The following is a 15,472-nucleotide window of genomic DNA, read 5'->3' as shown; positions in this document are numbered from 1 at the left end:
ATAAATTAAAATACAATAATAAAAAACAACACAAACAGAGGATGGATCAAAATGCGTAGACGACAATTCATTCAATTTGTATCGGCATTGGTGCTGGCGCCTGTTCTCTCTTACGTGCCGGCACCGGCTATAGCGCAGGACAAGACGAACGTCAGCTTCCGGCTCGACTGGTCTATCTATGGCACTCATGCGCCGTTCTATCTGGCGCTGAAGGAGGGCCTCTATGAAAGGGAGGGACTTAACGTCACCATTGGCGAGGGGCAGGGCTCTGCCACGGTCGCCAAGCTGATCGCCCAGGGAGCCGACCCGATCGGTTTCGTCGACTTCGGCACGCTGGCGCGCTCGGTCGAGCAGGGGATGCCCCTGAAGGGCGTGATGCGACTGATGAGCGACGTGACCGTCATCATTTCGCATGCCGATAATCCGATCAAGGAGCCCAAGGAGCTAGAGGGCAAGATCGTCGCCTTCGCGCCCGCGGAGTCGACGGCGCAGATCTTTCCCGCGCTTCTCGCCAACCAGGGCATCGATCCCAACAGCGTAAGCGTACTGACACCGGCTGTCGGCGCCAAAAACGCCGTCTTCCTGCAGAAGCGCGCCGACGCGATTCCGGCTCACGTCAATGTTCAGGTTGCGCAACTTGAGGCACTGGGCGCGACGGTGTCCTACTTCAAGTTTTCGGATTTCGGCGTGAGCCAGATGAACAACGGCATCGTCGTCAATACCGGCTTCCTCGACCAGAATCCCGATGCGGTGCGCGGCTTCCTCAAGGCGACCGTCGAGGCCTTCGAGATCGCGGAAAAGGAGCCCGAACGGGCCGTGGACGCGCTGATCTCGGCGCTGCCCGAGCACGGCAAGAACCGAAGCCAGCTGCTGCGCCAGCTCGAACTGGGCAGTGGCTCGCTGAAGACGAAGTATACGGAGGACAAACCCCTGGGCTGGATCGACGACAGGGATTGGGAGGAAACCCAGAACTTGCTGGTGACATACGGAGGCATGTCGCGCAAGGTGCCGGTCGAGCAGCTCTCCACGAACGAGTTTCTGCCCGAGCAATAGAAGAGCAAGCCGATGCATTCGATCATTCACCTTGACGGGGTGTCGAAAAGTTTTGGCTCCGTTCTTGCGATAGAGTCCGCTTCGCTGGATGTCAGGCAGGGCGAATTCGTCTCCATCGTCGGCAGTTCCGGTTGTGGGAAAAGTACATTGTTGCGTCTGATTGCCGGCCTCTTGCCGGCAACCTCCGGCGTCATCGAGGTGAACGGCAAGCCGGTGAGGGGCCCGGCGGAAAGCATCGGCATCGCCTTTCAGACGCCGGTCCTGTTGCCATGGCGCAGCGTGGTGGAGAACATCATGCTGCCCATCGAAATCCGAAGGCTCAGGACCGGCGACTACCGGGCGGAACTCGAGCGGATGATCGATCTGGTGGGGCTGAGGGGGTTCGAGGACAAGAAGCCCCACCAGCTTTCCGGCGGCATGCAGCAGCGCGTGTCGCTCTGCCGGGCACTCATCCACGATCCGACGCTCGTGCTCATGGACGAGCCTTTCGGGGCGCTCGATGCGCTGACGCGCGAACAGATGAACGTCGAGATCCAGCGGATCTGGATGGAGACGAAGAAGACGATCGTCCTGATCACACACAGCATCATCGAGGCGGTATTCCTCGCTGATCGCATCGTCGTGATGTCGGCGCGCCCCGGGCGCGTCGTCGAGATCATCGATGTGGACGTGCCGCGGCCGCGTTCCTTTACCAACCTTTCCGATCCAGCATTTCAGGAGGCATGCAACAAGGTGCGCCTGCTGATGAACGCCAGTGGCTTGACGGAGTAGACATGACTTTTACATCCAGGCCGATCGTCATGGCCGACCGCGGTCTCGTGGTCAGCGGGCATCATCGCGCTTCCGAGGCCGGTGCGGCGGTCCTGCGCGCCGGCGGTAATGCGTTCGACGCAGCCATCACCGCCGCCACGACGCTGGCCGTCGCGGTTCCCCACATGAACGGCATCGGCGGCGACGCGATCGCACTGTGCTACAGCCGCGAGGATGACCGGGTCTTTGCCATCAACGGCAGCGGTCGCTCGCCTGCTGCGGCGACCGTCGAGGCATTCCGCAGGCTTGGCCACGACAGGATACCCAGCCGGGGGCCGCTGTCGATGAGTGTCTGTGGTGTGGTTCATGCCTGGGAGGCGGTTCTGAAGCGCCTGGGCACCATTTCCTTCTCCGCCGCGCTCCAGCCGGCCATCGCGCTCGCCGAGACCGGCGTGCCCGTTGACGGCGTGTTGCAGACCTTCCTTGAAGGCGACAGCTACAAGAACTTGTCGGAGGATTTTCCGGACCTCGCCAGCGTCTACGGCCCGGTGTCCCGCCGGACGCTGGGCAGCCGCCTGAAGCAGACGCGTCTGGCACAGACCCTGAGGGAACTGGCCGAGGAAGGGGCCGGCGCGCTCTACGGCGGCGAGGTCGGGCGGCGGCTCGTCGAGGACCTGAACAGGGTGGAGTCGCTGCTCACCCTGGAGGATCTGGCCGGACATGACACCCTGATAGGCGAGAGCCTGTCGGTGAAAGTGGGCGACCATCGGCTTCACGTCGCGCCGCCCAATTCGCAGGGCATCGCGCTGGCGTACATGGCCGGCCTGCGGGACGCGCAGAAGCGGGCCGGCCATGCGGCAGGGGCGCTGACGGTCACGGATTTCCTGCGCCTGAAGCGCATCGCCTTCGAGAAGCGCGACGATGTTGCCACCGATCCCGGTCGCTCGCCGCTCAGAACATCCGGTCTGGACGACGAACCTTTCGGGGAGCTTCTGGCCGGGGAGGGCTCAACGGACACCCAGGCGCGCGCCGGCGGCGGCGACACCAGCACCCTCGTCGTGGTCGACAGGTGGGGCAATGCGGTCAGCTGGGTCCAGAGTCTCTTCGATGAATTCGGGAGCGGCGTGCTGTCCCCCTCGACCGGCATCGTCATGCATAACCGGCTGTATCTCGAAGAAATCTCGGATGATCCGGTGCACGGCCTGTTGCCTTCCACGCGACCTTTCCACACGCTCTGCCCGGCATTGCTCGTCGGCGACGGATGCGAGGTGGCGATCGCGACGCCGGGCGACCACGGCCAGCCACAAGCCATTTTCCAGGTGCTGGCCAATGTCTTCGAACATGGTCTCGATCTGCAGATGGCCATCGACGCGCCACGCGTGCGTCACGACCGGGGCGAGGAGGTGCTGATCGAAAACCGCGCGCCCGCATCGTGGCGGGACGAGATCCGCGCTGCCGGACTGACTCCCAGGGAGGTCGGGGACTGGTCGCGGCTGATGGGTGGGGTCAACGCCATTCAGAAAGGCCCCGAAGGCGTGCTGTTCGGCGCCGCCGACCCGCGCCGCGCCTCGTACGCGGTGGCGGAATAGGGACTTCGTCCGGCTTGGACTCACCCCCCGCCTTCGCCGAATACGCGGCTTCGGGGCGCCAACTGATCGGGAGGAATCGTTATGGGAGACAGTCGTGCCGTCGTCCTGACCGGTGGTCACAATATCTATGGCCATGCCGTCGGCATTCTGATGATCGAGGGGCGCTTCCCCCGCCCCGTCGGCGCGATCGGCAACGCCGCCACGTTCGATTTTCCCGTCCTGCATCATGTCGTGCGCGGGTTTTCCGGCAGCCGGACGGTCCATGAGCTCGGGCAGATGGACCCGGACGGCGCCGCATTCCGCGACGCTATCGCGCCCTGGATCGAGGGCGCCAGATACCTGGCCGGGCAGGGCTGCAAGGCACTGAGCACTTCGTGCGGTTTCGCGATCCTGTTCCAGCGGCACCTGGCGGACGCGGTCGACATACCGGTGTTCGGCTCGACGCTGCTGCTGGCGCCGATGCTGATCGCCGGCCTGGGGCGCCGGCGGCTCGGGGTGATAACGGCGTCGGCCGAGGGCCTTATCGAGCGGCATCTGCAGGCCGCCGGCATCCCCCCGGACAGGGTCGCCATCATCGGCATGGAAGGGGCGGAGGAGTTCGCCGCCACGGCGTGGCATGACAGGCAGACGCTCGATCTGCAAAAGGCGAGCCGAGAGACCGTCGATATAGCCCGCAGACTTGTCGCCGATCATCACGATATCGGGGCGATCCTGCTGGAATGCTCTCTTTTGCCGCCCTATGCATCTGCTGTCCAGCGGGCGACCGGGCTTCCTGTGTTCGATTTCACTCACCTCATCGAGCTGGCCCATCGCGCCTGTGTGCGCAGGGAGTTTCCGGCTTCGCTCCATGCCTGAGCGGCCTCTCCGTGGAATAGGGGGCTGCATGCGGTGGCCGCCGGCTTACGACACCCTGCCTCTCTCCGCCAGGAAGTCGAGCAGCGCCCTGACACGAGAGGGCAGCGGACCACCCTGGCCGACATAGACGGCGTGGAAGGTTTCCTTCTCGCCCGCGTCGAGATGGCCAAGTATCGGCACAAGCCGCCCGGCGGCGGTGTCCTCGCGCACGGTGAAGGCGGCGAGGCGGGCGAGGCCGACTCCCGCAAGCGCCAGATGCCGCAGGCCCTCACCATCGCTCGCCTGCACACGGCCTGTCGCCGGCACCACGACGGTTTCGCCATTTTCTCGAAGCGGCCAGCCATCGATCGACCGCGCATAACCGAAGCCGAGGCGGTTGTGCCGTTCGAGATCGGCGATGCTATGGGGCTCGCCGCAGCGATCGAGATAGGACGGGGCGGCGACGATCGTCAGCGCCGTTTCCCCGAGCTTGCGGGCGACGAGGCTGGAGCTTTTCAGCGGCCCGGCGCGGATCGCCACGTCGGTGCGCTCCGCCAGAAGATCGACCACCGCGTCGGTCTGGACGATATCGAGCGTGACGCCCGGATAGAGCGCCAGAAACTCCGGCAGCACCGGCGCCAGGATGTGATTGGCATAGGAGGCGCTGGTGTTGACGCGCACGCGGCCTACCGGCTGCTCGCCTACGCCTGCCGCACGCTCCGCGTCTTCCAGATCGGCGAGGATGCGCGTCGCCCGCTCGTAGAAGGCGCAGCCTTCCGGCGTGAGCTGGAACTGGCGTGTCGAGCGGTTGATCAGCCTTGCGCCCAGCCGGAATTCCAGCCGCGCGATAAGCTTGCTGACCGCCGAGGGCGTCATGCGCACGGCCCGCGCGGCGGGCGAGAAACCGCCAAGTTCCACCACGCGAACGAACACTTCCATTTCGCCGGATCGGTTGACCTCAAGCCGCGCCATGATGATTTCATCTCATAAGTGATGTTCCGTTCGGCATTCTACCTCACCTGTCGTCGCCGATCTATCTTGGCTGCACCCCATCGAGGAAGATCGAGACTGCACCATGCCGCTGGCACTCTATGCCCTGACGGCCGGCGCCTTCGGCATCGGCGTCACCGAATTCGTCATCATGGGCCTCCTGCTGGAGGTCAGCCGTGAACTCAACGTCACCATCGCTGCCGCCGGTCTGCTGATTTCCGGCTATGCGCTCGGCGTCACCGTCGGGGCGCCGGTGCTCACCGCCATGAGTGCCCGCTGGCCGCGCAAGCATGTGCTGGTCGGCCTTATGCTCATCTTCGTCATCGGCAACGCTGCCTGCGCGCTCGCGCCGACCTATGGCTGGCTCATGGCCGCGCGCGTGCTGACCGCCCTGGCCCATGGCACCTTCTTCGGTGTCGGAGCTGTGGTGGCGACGGGTCTCGTCGACGGGAGCAAGCGCGCCTCGGCCATCGCCATTATGTTCACCGGGCTCACGGTCGCGACCGTTCTCGGCGTACCCTTCGGCACCTGGCTCGGCCAGCATTATGGCTGGCGTGCGACCTTCTGGGCGGTGACGCTGACAGGGCTGTTCGCCTTGATCGTCCTTGCCGCTCTGGTGCCGCAGGACCGGACGCAGCCCGAAGCTTCCGATTGGCGGGCCGACCTGCGTGCCATTGCCCGCCGCCCCGTCCTGCTCGGCCTGCTGACGACCGTGCTCGGCTATGCCGGCGTCTTCGCCGTCTTCACCTATATTGCACCGCTGCTCACCGAAATCAGCGGTTTTGGCGACAGAGCCGTCTCGCCGATCCTCTTGATCTTCGGCGGCGGTCTGGTCGCGGGTAATCTGCTGGGTGGCAGGCTGGCCGACCGCAACCTGATCGGCACGATTCTCGGCACGCTGGCGGCGCTCGCCCTGGTGCTCGGGCTCATGACCTTCGCCCTCGACAGCAAGATTGCCGCCGTGATCTTCACCGGCCTGCTCGGCGCGGCAGGCTTCGCCACCGTCGCACCCTTGCAGATGTGGGTGCTGTCCAAGGCCGAAGGCGCGGGCCAGAGCCTCGCGTCCAGTTTCAACATCGGTGCCTTCAATCTCGGCAATGCCATCGGGGCGTGGGCCGGCGGCGTGGTCATCGACCAAGGGCCGGGCCTCTCCATGGTGCCGATCACGGCCGCGCTGTTTCCGCTTCTCGCCATCGCCACCGCGCTGATCGCCGTGCGGGCGAGCAAGAGCGCGGCGGTCACGCCTTCCTACAATCCCGTTCTCTAAGGAGCATTCCCATGGATTATCGACCGCTCGGCAAATCCGGCCTCAAGGTGCCGGTCCTCAGCTTCGGTGCAGGTACCTTCGGGGGTTCCGGCCCGCTCTTCGGCAATTGGGGCCATTCCGATGCAGCGGAAGCCCGCCGCCTCGTGGACATCTGCCTCGAAGCCGGCGTCAATCTGTTCGATACGGCCGATGTCTATTCCGACGGCGCTTCGGAGGAAGTGCTTGGCGAGGCGGTCAAGGGCCGGCGCGATGCTGTGCTGATCTCGACAAAGACCAGCTTGCCCATGGGCGACGGACCCAACGATGCTGGTTCCTCCCGCTTCCGGCTGATCCGGGCTGTCGAAGATGCGCTACGCCGCCTCCAGACCGACTATATCGACCTGCTCCAACTTCACGCCTTCGATGCAGCAACGCCGGTCGAGGAAGTCCTTTCGACGCTCGATACGCTCGTTCGTGCTGGCAAGGTCCGCTATGTCGGCGTCTCCAATTTCTCCGGCTGGCAGATCATGAAATCGCTGGCCGTTGCCGACCGCTATGGCTGGCCTCGCTATGTCGCCAATCAGGTCTATTACTCCCTGGTCGGACGCGACTACGAATGGGATCTGATGCCGCTGGGCGAGGATCAGGGCCTCGGCGCGCTGGTCTGGAGCCCGCTCGGCTGGGGCCGGCTGACCGGCAAAATCCGCCGTGGCACGCCGCTGCCCGAAGGCAGCCGCCTGCACGAAACCGCCAGCTTCGGCCCTCCGGTGGAGGACGAATATCTCTATCGGATCGTGGACGCGCTCGACGTGATCGCAGAGGAAACCGGCAAGACGGTCCCGCAAATCGCGCTCAACTGGCTGCTGCAACGCCCGACCGTTTCCTCCGTCATCATCGGCGCGCGCAACGAGGAACAGCTGCGTCAGAACCTCGGCGCGGTCGGCTGGAGCCTGACGCCTGAGCAAATCGCAGGGCTGGACGAGGCCAGCGCGGTCACCGTGCCCTATCCCCACTTCCCCTATCGCCGGCAGGAGGGCTTCGCGCGGCTCAATCCGCCGATGACTTAGGGTCTAAGAACCCCTGACAAAACCGTTTGTTAACCATCTCGGCGCAATTTCTCAGGCATGGCCAAGAAACTGCTTTTTGATGAATTTTGGGCAGAATTGCGCCGCTGATGCCGTTCGAGGTAGCGCGCCCGAGGGGTGGTCGGCCCTGCGAGCCATGGGGACGCAGAGTCGGGCGATTGCAGCCGAGGAATGCCAGATAATCTCTTCGGGCTACCTGAGCGCCATGCTTCCGTCCCAGACGATCAGGCGAGGCGGTGGCGGCCGATTCCGAGTTCGGCGATCGCTTCCCGCAGTTCTTGCTCGGGTAGCTTGGTCAGGTCCTTGGCGACTTCCTTGACGATCGTGCCACGCAGCGTTGAAGGGAGTATACGGCGTATGACGCCGAGCAGCCGAGGCTCCGCGATGATTGCGAGCCGGTCGAACTCGCCGGAGGCATGGCGTCGTTCAAGCTCCTTGAGCAGAGTGCCGGCAAATTTTTCTTCCTGTGCCTGCACTGGATCGGACGAATATTCCATCGCTGAACGTTGCGGTCCGTGCGATGAGAAGCTGCGTCCGGGCTTGTCCGACATGATCTCGCGCAGTTTCTTGTGATCGATCTCGAAGACGAGATCCCCGGGCCGCTCACCGGATTCACGGCTTGCGCCGAGATCGCGGACGATGCGTGCACGCGCGCCATCCGCTATGAGCACCCAGGTCGTCTCTGCTTTCACGGTTCTCCTCCTTCCGTGTTTCATCCCTCTCATCGGAAATGGGCTGGCGCGTGTGATTAGGCAAGGGACGATACATGTCCCGCCGTACGCTCGCCGGGGAACAAGACGCAGCGCGCCTGCCCGGTTCCTGTTTTCGTTTCTCGCGGAACATACGCGTCTTTTCCCGGTTCGGCGTCTGTCGGAAGGGAGAAAGGATCATGAGCGCAGCGACGACGACAACCGATCACGATGAAATAAGACAATGGGCCGAGAGCAGGAGTGGCCGCCCCGCCCGAGTGAATACGGGGGAGCCGGGCGGCATCCTCAGGATCGACTTCGGAGAACCGGAAGAAGGGCTGGAAGCAATTTCGTGGGAGGCGTTCTTCGAGATCTTCGATGAAAACAGGCTCGCCTTTCTCTATCAGGACGAGACGAAGGGCGGCGGGCAAAGCAGGTTCAACAAGTTCGTCCGCCGCGAAGCCTGACCGCGACGGTCTCCCCCCACGCTACACCCCCGAACCAGAAGCGCACGGCGGAACCTGCCCGGGGGGAGCGCGTTTAATAACCGTGTTTGCGCCGCAAGAAGAGACGTCTCGGGTTTACGGCCTGGGCCCAGGGGGCTGGCCGGAGAACGAAGAATGTCGCTCTTGCGCCGTCGAAGGCAATGATGAAGAGAGGATTCCAGCGTTCGTGCTCCGCGTCTATTACATCCATCCACTGGTAGCCGGCCCCCTGGACCAATGGAAGAGCGACCTCGACAGAGTTCGGGACATGGGCTTCAGTCACGTTCTCAGCGCTCCGCTGTTCCGGCCCGGCCGGCGCGGCGACGTGTTTCTGACGGCCGACCACGACAAGCTCCACCCCGCTTTCGGACCGGATGGCACCGGCGCGGACGCCGCAATCGCTGCACTCGCCGGGGAATGCCGGAGGCGCGATCTGGCGCTGACACTGGATATCGTGATCGATCGGGTCGCGGATGATCTGCACACCGAGGGATTGGTGCGCGACTGGTTCTCCCGCGCTTCCGGCGCAGATGTTCTCGGTCCGCGAGACATTGAGGGCCGCGAAGCGCTGGCCGCTCGCTTCGGCGAACCCGGATGCGACGAGGCCCTTGCCGATTGGTGGGCGAGGCGGCTGACGCGGCTCGTCGAGGCTGGTGTCACGGGGTTCCGTTGTCTGCGTCCTACGCACGCGCCTGCGGATGTGTGGCGGCGTGTCATCGGCGATGTGCGCGGGAGGCGGCGCGAGTGCCTTTTCATCGCCGACACGCCGGGGGCGTCCTGGAATGACGTGCAGCGACTGTCGGGCTGCGGGTTCGACTATCTCATTTCCTCCGCCGCGTGGTGGGACGGCAGGGCGGAGTGGCTGCTGCGGGAGCATGAGGCGCTGAAACCGGTCGCGCCGCTGATCGCCTATCCGGAGCAGCCGTTCGGCAAGCGGGTGCGCCCCGGGACCGGCCGGCGCGCCCTCGCCATTGCCGCGGCTACTGGCGCGGGAGTGCTCGTACCGATGGGTTTCGAGCATGGCGCGACGGCTCCGCTCGATCCGGTTCGCGCGCGGCCTGCCGGCCGGGATGTGGCGGGCGTCGACAGGACAGGCGCCATTACCGGCATCAACCGCATGCTGGCGAGCGGGGACTTCCTTGGCAGTGACGATGCTCTCCACCCGCAGAGCGCGCCGGGCGCTCCGGTCACCGCCATCCTGCGCACGGACAGCGCCGATGCACGACGCGCCTCGCGGACGACGCTGATCCTGATCAATCCGCACATCGCCCGTCCAGCCGTATTCGACATGCGCACCATCGGCAGTCTGCCCCTCGGCATTGCTTCGCTTCGCGACGCAGAGCACGGGGACCTCACGCTTCCACCCGACGGCAGGATCACCCTGAAACCCGCTCAGGTGCGCTTCCTTGCGGTCGAGCCCGGCGCCCCGATCACGAAAATTCCTGCCCCCGACATCGCGCTGGCGCAGGCCGCGGCGCGCATCGTCATCGACGCGGTGGCCCCTGCGGTCGACGATGGCCGCTTCGCCGTCAAGCGGCTGATCGGCGAGACCATCGTGGTCGAGGCCGACATCTTCATGGACGGCCATGATGTGCTCGCCGCCCGGCTGCTCTGGCGGCCCGCCGACGAGAAGGAGTGGCGCGCCGCGCCGATGCGGCCGCTCGTGAACGATCGCTGGCAGGGCTCGTTCACGCCCACGCGGGTCGGCAGACATGTCTTCACCATCGAAGCCTGGCGCGACGCTTACGGCAGTTGGCGCAACGAGGTGGAGAAGAAGCATGGCGCGGGCAAGTCCGTCTCGCTCGACCTCAGGGAAGGCGTCGACCATCTGCGCAAGTCCGTCGCAGGCAAGTCCGTCGCGGGCAAGTCCGTCGCAGGCAAGCACGATCGCGCCGGCAAGGCGCTCGCCCGCATCCTCGACCGGCTCGGCCCGTCGGACGACAACAGGCGAGAGGGGCTGCTCACGGATGAGGTCAAGGATCTTGCCGCCGCCTGCGATCCGCGGCAGTTCCTCGTCCGCCATCCCGTGGAGCTGCCCGTCGTGGTCGAGCGGCGGGCTGCCGGCTTTGCGAGCTGGTACGAGCTGTTTCCCCGCTCGCAGACCGCCGATCCCGGCCGCCACGGCACCTTCGACGACGTGATCGGCCGGCTTCCGGCGATCCGCGACATGGGCTTCGACGTGCTCTATTTTCCGCCGATCCACCCGATCGGCACCACCAACAGGAAGGGCCGCAACAATGCGCTGACCGCGGCGCCCGGGGAGCCGGGAAGCCCTTATGCCATCGGGGCGGCGGAAGGGGGGCATGATGCCATCCATCCGCAGCTCGGCAGCTTCGACGATTTCCGCCGCCTGCGCGATGCCGCCGCCGCTCACGGCATCGAACTCGCGCTCGATTTCGCCATCCAGTGCGCGCCGGACCATCCCTGGCTGCGGGAGCATCCCGGATGGTTCGCCTGGCGCGCGGACGGCAGCCTGCGCTACGCCGAAAATCCGCCGAAGACCTATGAGGACATCGTCAACGTCGATTTCTACGCCGAGGCGGCGCTGCCCGGTCTGTGGCTGGCGCTGCGCGACGTCGTGGCGCTTTGGGCCGGGGAGGGGGTGCGGCTGTTCCGGGTCGACAATCCGCACACCAAGCCGCTGCCGTTCTGGGAGTGGCTGATCGCGGATATCTCCCGGCGCTATCCTGACGTGGTCTTCCTGTCCGAGGCCTTCACCCGGCCCAAGATGATGTATCGCCTCGCCAAGGTCGGCTTCTCCCAGTCCTACACCTACTTCACCTGGCGCAACGAGAAGGCGGAGATCACGGAATACCTGACCGAGCTGACGACGACCTCCGCGCGGGACTATTTCCGGCCGCATTTCTTCGTCAACACGCCGGACATCAACCCTTTCTTCCTGCAGCGGTCCGGCCGGCCGGGCTTTCTCATCCGCGCCGCGCTCGCAGCGACGCTGTCGGGTCTGTGGGGCGTCTATTCCGGCTTCGAGCTCTGCGAGGCGGAGGGCCTGCCGGGCCGCGAGGAATACTGGGATTCGGAGAAGTACGAGATCAAGCCGCGCGACTGGAACACGCCCGGCAACATCATTGCCGGGATCGCGCGCCTCAACCGCATCCGCAAGGCCAACCCGGCCCTCCATAGCCATCTCGGCCTGACGTTCTACAACGCCTTCGACGACGCCGTGCTCTATTTCGGCAAGACGACCCCCACGCGCGACAATACGATCCTCGTCGCCGTCAGCCTCGATCCGTATGCGAGCCGGACCTTTTCCTTCGAGGTGCCGCTGTGGGAGTGGGGCCTTCCCGACAGCGGCAGCCTGCATGTGGAGGACCTCGTGGCCGACAGCTCGTTCGTGGTCGCGGGGAAGGTCCAGCAGATGACGCTCGATCCGGGCCAGCCCTTCGCCATCTGGCGGGTGCGGCCCGAAGGGGAGCTCTGAGCCATGCCCAGAAGCCGCAAGAGCCAGATTCCGTTCGATCCGCTGTGGTACAAGGACGCGGTCATCTACCAGCTCCATCTCAAGTCGTTCTTCGACGCCAATAACGACGGTATCGGCGACTTCGCCGGTCTCATGTCCAAGCTCGACTACATCAGCTCGCTCGGTGTCACGGCGGTGTGGCTGCTGCCCTTCTATCCTTCGCCACGCCGCGACGACGGCTACGATATCGCCAACTATCGCGACGTGCATCCCGACTACGGGACCATGGCCGACGTGCGCCGCTTCATCGACGCCGCCCATCAGCGCGGCATCCGCGTCATCACGGAACTCGTGATCAACCACACCTCGGACCAGCATCCGTGGTTCCAGAGGGCCCGGCGCGCGAAGCCCGGCTCGGCGGCGCGGAATTTCTACGTCTGGTCGGACAACGACCAGGCCTACAAGGGCACGCGGATCATCTTTCTCGACACCGAGAAATCGAACTGGACCTGGGACCCGGAGGCCGGGGCCTATTACTGGCACCGTTTCTATTCTCACCAGCCCGACCTCAACTTCGACAATCCCCAGGTGGTCCGCGCGGTTCTCAGCGTCATGCGCTTCTGGCTGGATCTCGGCGTCGACGGCCTCAGGCTCGACGCGGTGCCCTACCTCGTGGAGCGCGAGGGCACCATCAACGAGAACCTGCCGGAGACCCACGCCATCCTCAAGCGTATCCGCGCCGAGCTCGACGCCCAATATCCCGGCCGGATGCTGCTGGCGGAGGCCAACCAGTGGCCGGAGGACACCCAGCAGTATTTCGGCGACGGCGACGAGTGCCACATGGCGTTCCACTTCCCGCTGATGCCCCGCATGTACATGGCAATCGCCCGCGAGGACCGCTTCCCGATCACCGACATCCTGCGCCAGACGCCCGAGATCCCCGCCAACTGCCAGTGGGCGATCTTCCTGCGCAATCACGACGAGCTGACGCTGGAAATGGTCACCGACAGCGAGCGCGACTATCTCTGGCAGGTCTATGCGGCCGATCGCCGGGCCCGCATCAATCTCGGCATTCGCCGCCGGCTCGCGCCCCTGCTCGAGCGCGACCGCCGCCGCATCGAGCTCATGAACGGTCTGCTGCTGTCCATGCCGGGCACGCCCGTCATCTATTACGGCGACGAGATCGGCATGGGCGACAACATCCATCTCGGCGACCGGGACGGGGTGCGCACGCCCATGCAGTGGTCGCCGGACCGGAACGGAGGCTTCTCGCGGGCCGATCCCGAGCAGCTCGTCCTGCCGCCCATCATGGACACGCTCTACGGCTTCGAGGCCGTCAACGTGGAATCGCAGAGCCGCGATCCCCATTCGCTGCTCAACTGGATGCGCCGGCTTCTCACCGTGCGGCGGCGACACAGCGTCTTCGGCCGCGGCACGCTGCGCTTCCTCTATCCGGGCAACCGCAAGATCCTCGCCTATTTGCGCGAGCACGAGGACGAGACGTTGCTGTGCGTCGCCAATCTGTCGCGCTCGCCCCAGGCGGTGGAGCTCGATCTCGGGGCCTTCGCCGGACGGATCCCGGTCGAAATGACCGGAGATTCATCCTTCCCGCCTATCGGCCAGCTCACCTATCTCCTCACCCTGCCGCCCTACGGCTTCTACTGGTTCATCCTGGTTTCGGAAGGAGAGCTGCCGAGCTGGCACGAGCCCGCCCCGGAGCCGCTGCCGGAATTGGCGACGATCATCATCCGCAACCGCATCGACGAGATCATGAGCCCCGCCAACCGCAAGATTCTGGAGGGGGAGGCGCTGCCGGCCTATCTGGCGAAGCGGCGCTGGTTCCCGTCCAAGAACGAGTCCATCGGCAAAGTCGAAATCACGGCCGCCGCCGTCCTGCCCAAGGTCGCGGACAGCCTCCTCGCCGAAATCGCGGTGACGACAGGACGGGGAACCGATCGCTACCTCCTGCCGCTCGGCATCGCCTGGGAAGACGATGCCACCGCCGCGCTGCCCCAGCAGCTCGCCCTGTCGCGGCTGAGGCGCGGGCGCAGGGTCGGCCACCTCACGGACGCGTTCGCCCTGGAATCCTTCCTGAGGGCTGCAGTGGGTGCCCTGCGCGCGGGCAGCACACTTGCCCTGGGAGACGATGCCATCAGCTTCCTTCCCGAGCCGGGGCTGCGGGAGACCGAGCTTGAGGCGGACGCGGACATCAACTGGCTGGCCGCGGAACAGTCGAACAGCTCGGCAATGGTCGGCGACGCTCTCGTGATCAAGCTGATCCGGCGCATGCAACCCGGTGTCCATCCCGAGGCGGAGATGAACCGCCGTCTTACCGAACTCGGCTTCGCCCATTCGGCGCCGCTGCTCGGCGAAGTCGTCAAGGTCAGTGGTGACGGCGAGCATGCGACCATCGCCATCGTCCAGGGGTTCGTGCACAACCAGGGCAACGGCTGGGACTGGACGCTCGACTATCTGCGCCGCGCCAGCGACGACTTCGTCAGCCGGGATCCGGCCGATGCGGACGAACGAGGGGAATGGCTTGCCCCCTATCGGATGGTCGCCACGTCCATGGGCCAGGCGCTCGCGCAGATGCATGCGCTGCTCGCCGTTCCAAGCGACGACCCGGCCTTCTCGCCTGTCCGGACCGGCAAGGCACGGTGCCAGCAGTGGGCGAAGGCCGTGATGCGACAGGTGGATGAAGCCTGCAAGGTGCTGGAAGCGAGAAGCGAATGGGCCGACGAAGAAGAGGGCAGGCTCGCCCAGGACATCCTCGCCCGCCACGACAGGCTGCTCACCAGGATCGCGGACCTGGCCTCGGCAGGAGCCGGTTCGCTCGAAACGCGTATCCACGGCGACTTCCATCTCGGCCAGGTCCTGATCGCCCAGAGCGACGTCTTCATCATCGACTTCGAGGGCGAGCCGAACCGCAGTCTCGACGAACGCCGCGCCAAGGCAAGTCCCTACCGCGACGTGGCCGGGCTTCTGCGTTCCTTCGACTATGTGGCCGCGGTCGCCTCCCGTTCGGAGCTGGGAAGCGAGCGGGCGGGGGAGATGGAGCACAAGCAGCGTCTGATCGCCGAGTTCCGCGAGGAGGCCACGGCGGCTTTCCTGCAGGGCTACCGCGCGGCGTTGCCGGCAGACCTGCACGACTGGGCCGATCCGGAAGGAGAGCGCGCCCTCATCCGGCTCTTCTCTCTCGAGAAGGCCGCCTACGAGCTCTGCTACGAGGCCGCCAGCCGCCCCGCCTGGATCGGCGTGCCGCTGCGCGGACTGGCGCTGCTGATCGGCTCCCTCGTCGATTCACCTGTCCGGGAAATCGCATGATGAACGACC

General features: G+C 65.4%; 11 protein-coding genes. 9 read left to right on the top strand and 2 right to left on the bottom strand.

The window, feature by feature from the left end:
• Nucleotides 1-51 precede the first annotated feature (51 nt).
• From ACUSIJ_RS04225 to ACUSIJ_RS04210, 4 genes are all read left to right on the top strand, one after another.
• Complete coding sequence (locus tag ACUSIJ_RS04225; RefSeq protein ID WP_449307120.1) at nucleotides 52-1,053, top strand: ABC transporter substrate-binding protein; 1,002 nt, start codon at nucleotides 52-54, stop codon at nucleotides 1,051-1,053.
• 12 nt (nucleotides 1,054-1,065) lie between these two features.
• A complete protein-coding gene (locus ACUSIJ_RS04220) occupies nucleotides 1,066-1,824 on the top strand; it encodes an ABC transporter ATP-binding protein (protein ID WP_449307119.1) in 759 nt (252 codons plus the stop codon).
• Between the two features lie 2 nt (nucleotides 1,825-1,826).
• The gene (locus ACUSIJ_RS04215) at nucleotides 1,827-3,392 is read left to right on the top strand and encodes a gamma-glutamyltransferase family protein (protein ID WP_449307118.1); all 1,566 of its coding nucleotides are present in this window, start codon (nucleotides 1,827-1,829) and stop codon (nucleotides 3,390-3,392) included.
• An 81-nt stretch (nucleotides 3,393-3,473) separates the two neighbouring features.
• Complete coding sequence (locus tag ACUSIJ_RS04210) at nucleotides 3,474-4,247, top strand: aspartate/glutamate racemase family protein (protein WP_449307117.1); 774 nt, start codon at nucleotides 3,474-3,476, stop codon at nucleotides 4,245-4,247.
• Nucleotides 4,248-4,292: 45 nt separating this feature from the next.
• Here ACUSIJ_RS04210 and ACUSIJ_RS04205 read toward each other — a convergent pair whose 3' ends face one another.
• Complete coding sequence (locus ACUSIJ_RS04205; protein ID WP_449307116.1) at nucleotides 4,293-5,198, bottom strand: LysR family transcriptional regulator; 906 nt, start codon at nucleotides 5,196-5,198, stop codon at nucleotides 4,293-4,295.
• Nucleotides 5,199-5,301: 103 nt separating this feature from the next.
• Here ACUSIJ_RS04205 and ACUSIJ_RS04200 point away from each other — a divergent pair, with 103 nt between their 5' ends.
• Nucleotides 5,302-6,483: an MFS transporter gene (locus ACUSIJ_RS04200; RefSeq protein WP_449307115.1), complete on the top strand. Its 1,182-nt coding sequence runs from the start codon at nucleotides 5,302-5,304 to the stop codon at nucleotides 6,481-6,483.
• Between the two features lie 11 nt (nucleotides 6,484-6,494).
• Complete coding sequence (locus tag ACUSIJ_RS04195; protein ID WP_449307114.1) at nucleotides 6,495-7,529, top strand: aldo/keto reductase; 1,035 nt, start codon at nucleotides 6,495-6,497, stop codon at nucleotides 7,527-7,529.
• Nucleotides 7,530-7,771: 242 nt separating this feature from the next.
• Here the strand turns inward: ACUSIJ_RS04195 and ACUSIJ_RS04190 are convergent, their stop codons facing one another.
• Nucleotides 7,772-8,239, bottom strand: coding sequence for a host attachment protein (locus ACUSIJ_RS04190; RefSeq protein WP_449307113.1), 468 nt, complete (start codon nucleotides 8,237-8,239; stop codon nucleotides 7,772-7,774).
• Nucleotides 8,240-8,436: 197 nt separating this feature from the next.
• Between ACUSIJ_RS04190 and ACUSIJ_RS04185 the strand changes: the two genes are divergently transcribed.
• From ACUSIJ_RS04185 to treS, 3 genes are all read left to right on the top strand, one after another.
• Nucleotides 8,437-8,703, top strand: coding sequence for a hypothetical protein (locus ACUSIJ_RS04185; protein ID WP_449307112.1), 267 nt, complete (start codon nucleotides 8,437-8,439; stop codon nucleotides 8,701-8,703).
• A gap of 205 nt (nucleotides 8,704-8,908) precedes the next feature.
• Nucleotides 8,909-12,160: an alpha-1,4-glucan--maltose-1-phosphate maltosyltransferase gene (locus ACUSIJ_RS04180; RefSeq protein ID WP_449307111.1), complete on the top strand. Its 3,252-nt coding sequence runs from the start codon at nucleotides 8,909-8,911 to the stop codon at nucleotides 12,158-12,160.
• 3 nt (nucleotides 12,161-12,163) lie between these two features.
• Nucleotides 12,164-15,463, top strand: coding sequence for a maltose alpha-D-glucosyltransferase (gene treS / locus ACUSIJ_RS04175; protein WP_449307110.1), 3,300 nt, complete (start codon nucleotides 12,164-12,166; stop codon nucleotides 15,461-15,463).
• The last annotated feature ends 9 nt before the right edge of the window (nucleotides 15,464-15,472 follow it).

The organism is Pseudochelatococcus sp. B33 (assembly GCF_053570585.1).
Note: the sequence above shows the minus strand (reverse complement) of the source record. Positions and strands in the feature narration are given on the sequence as shown.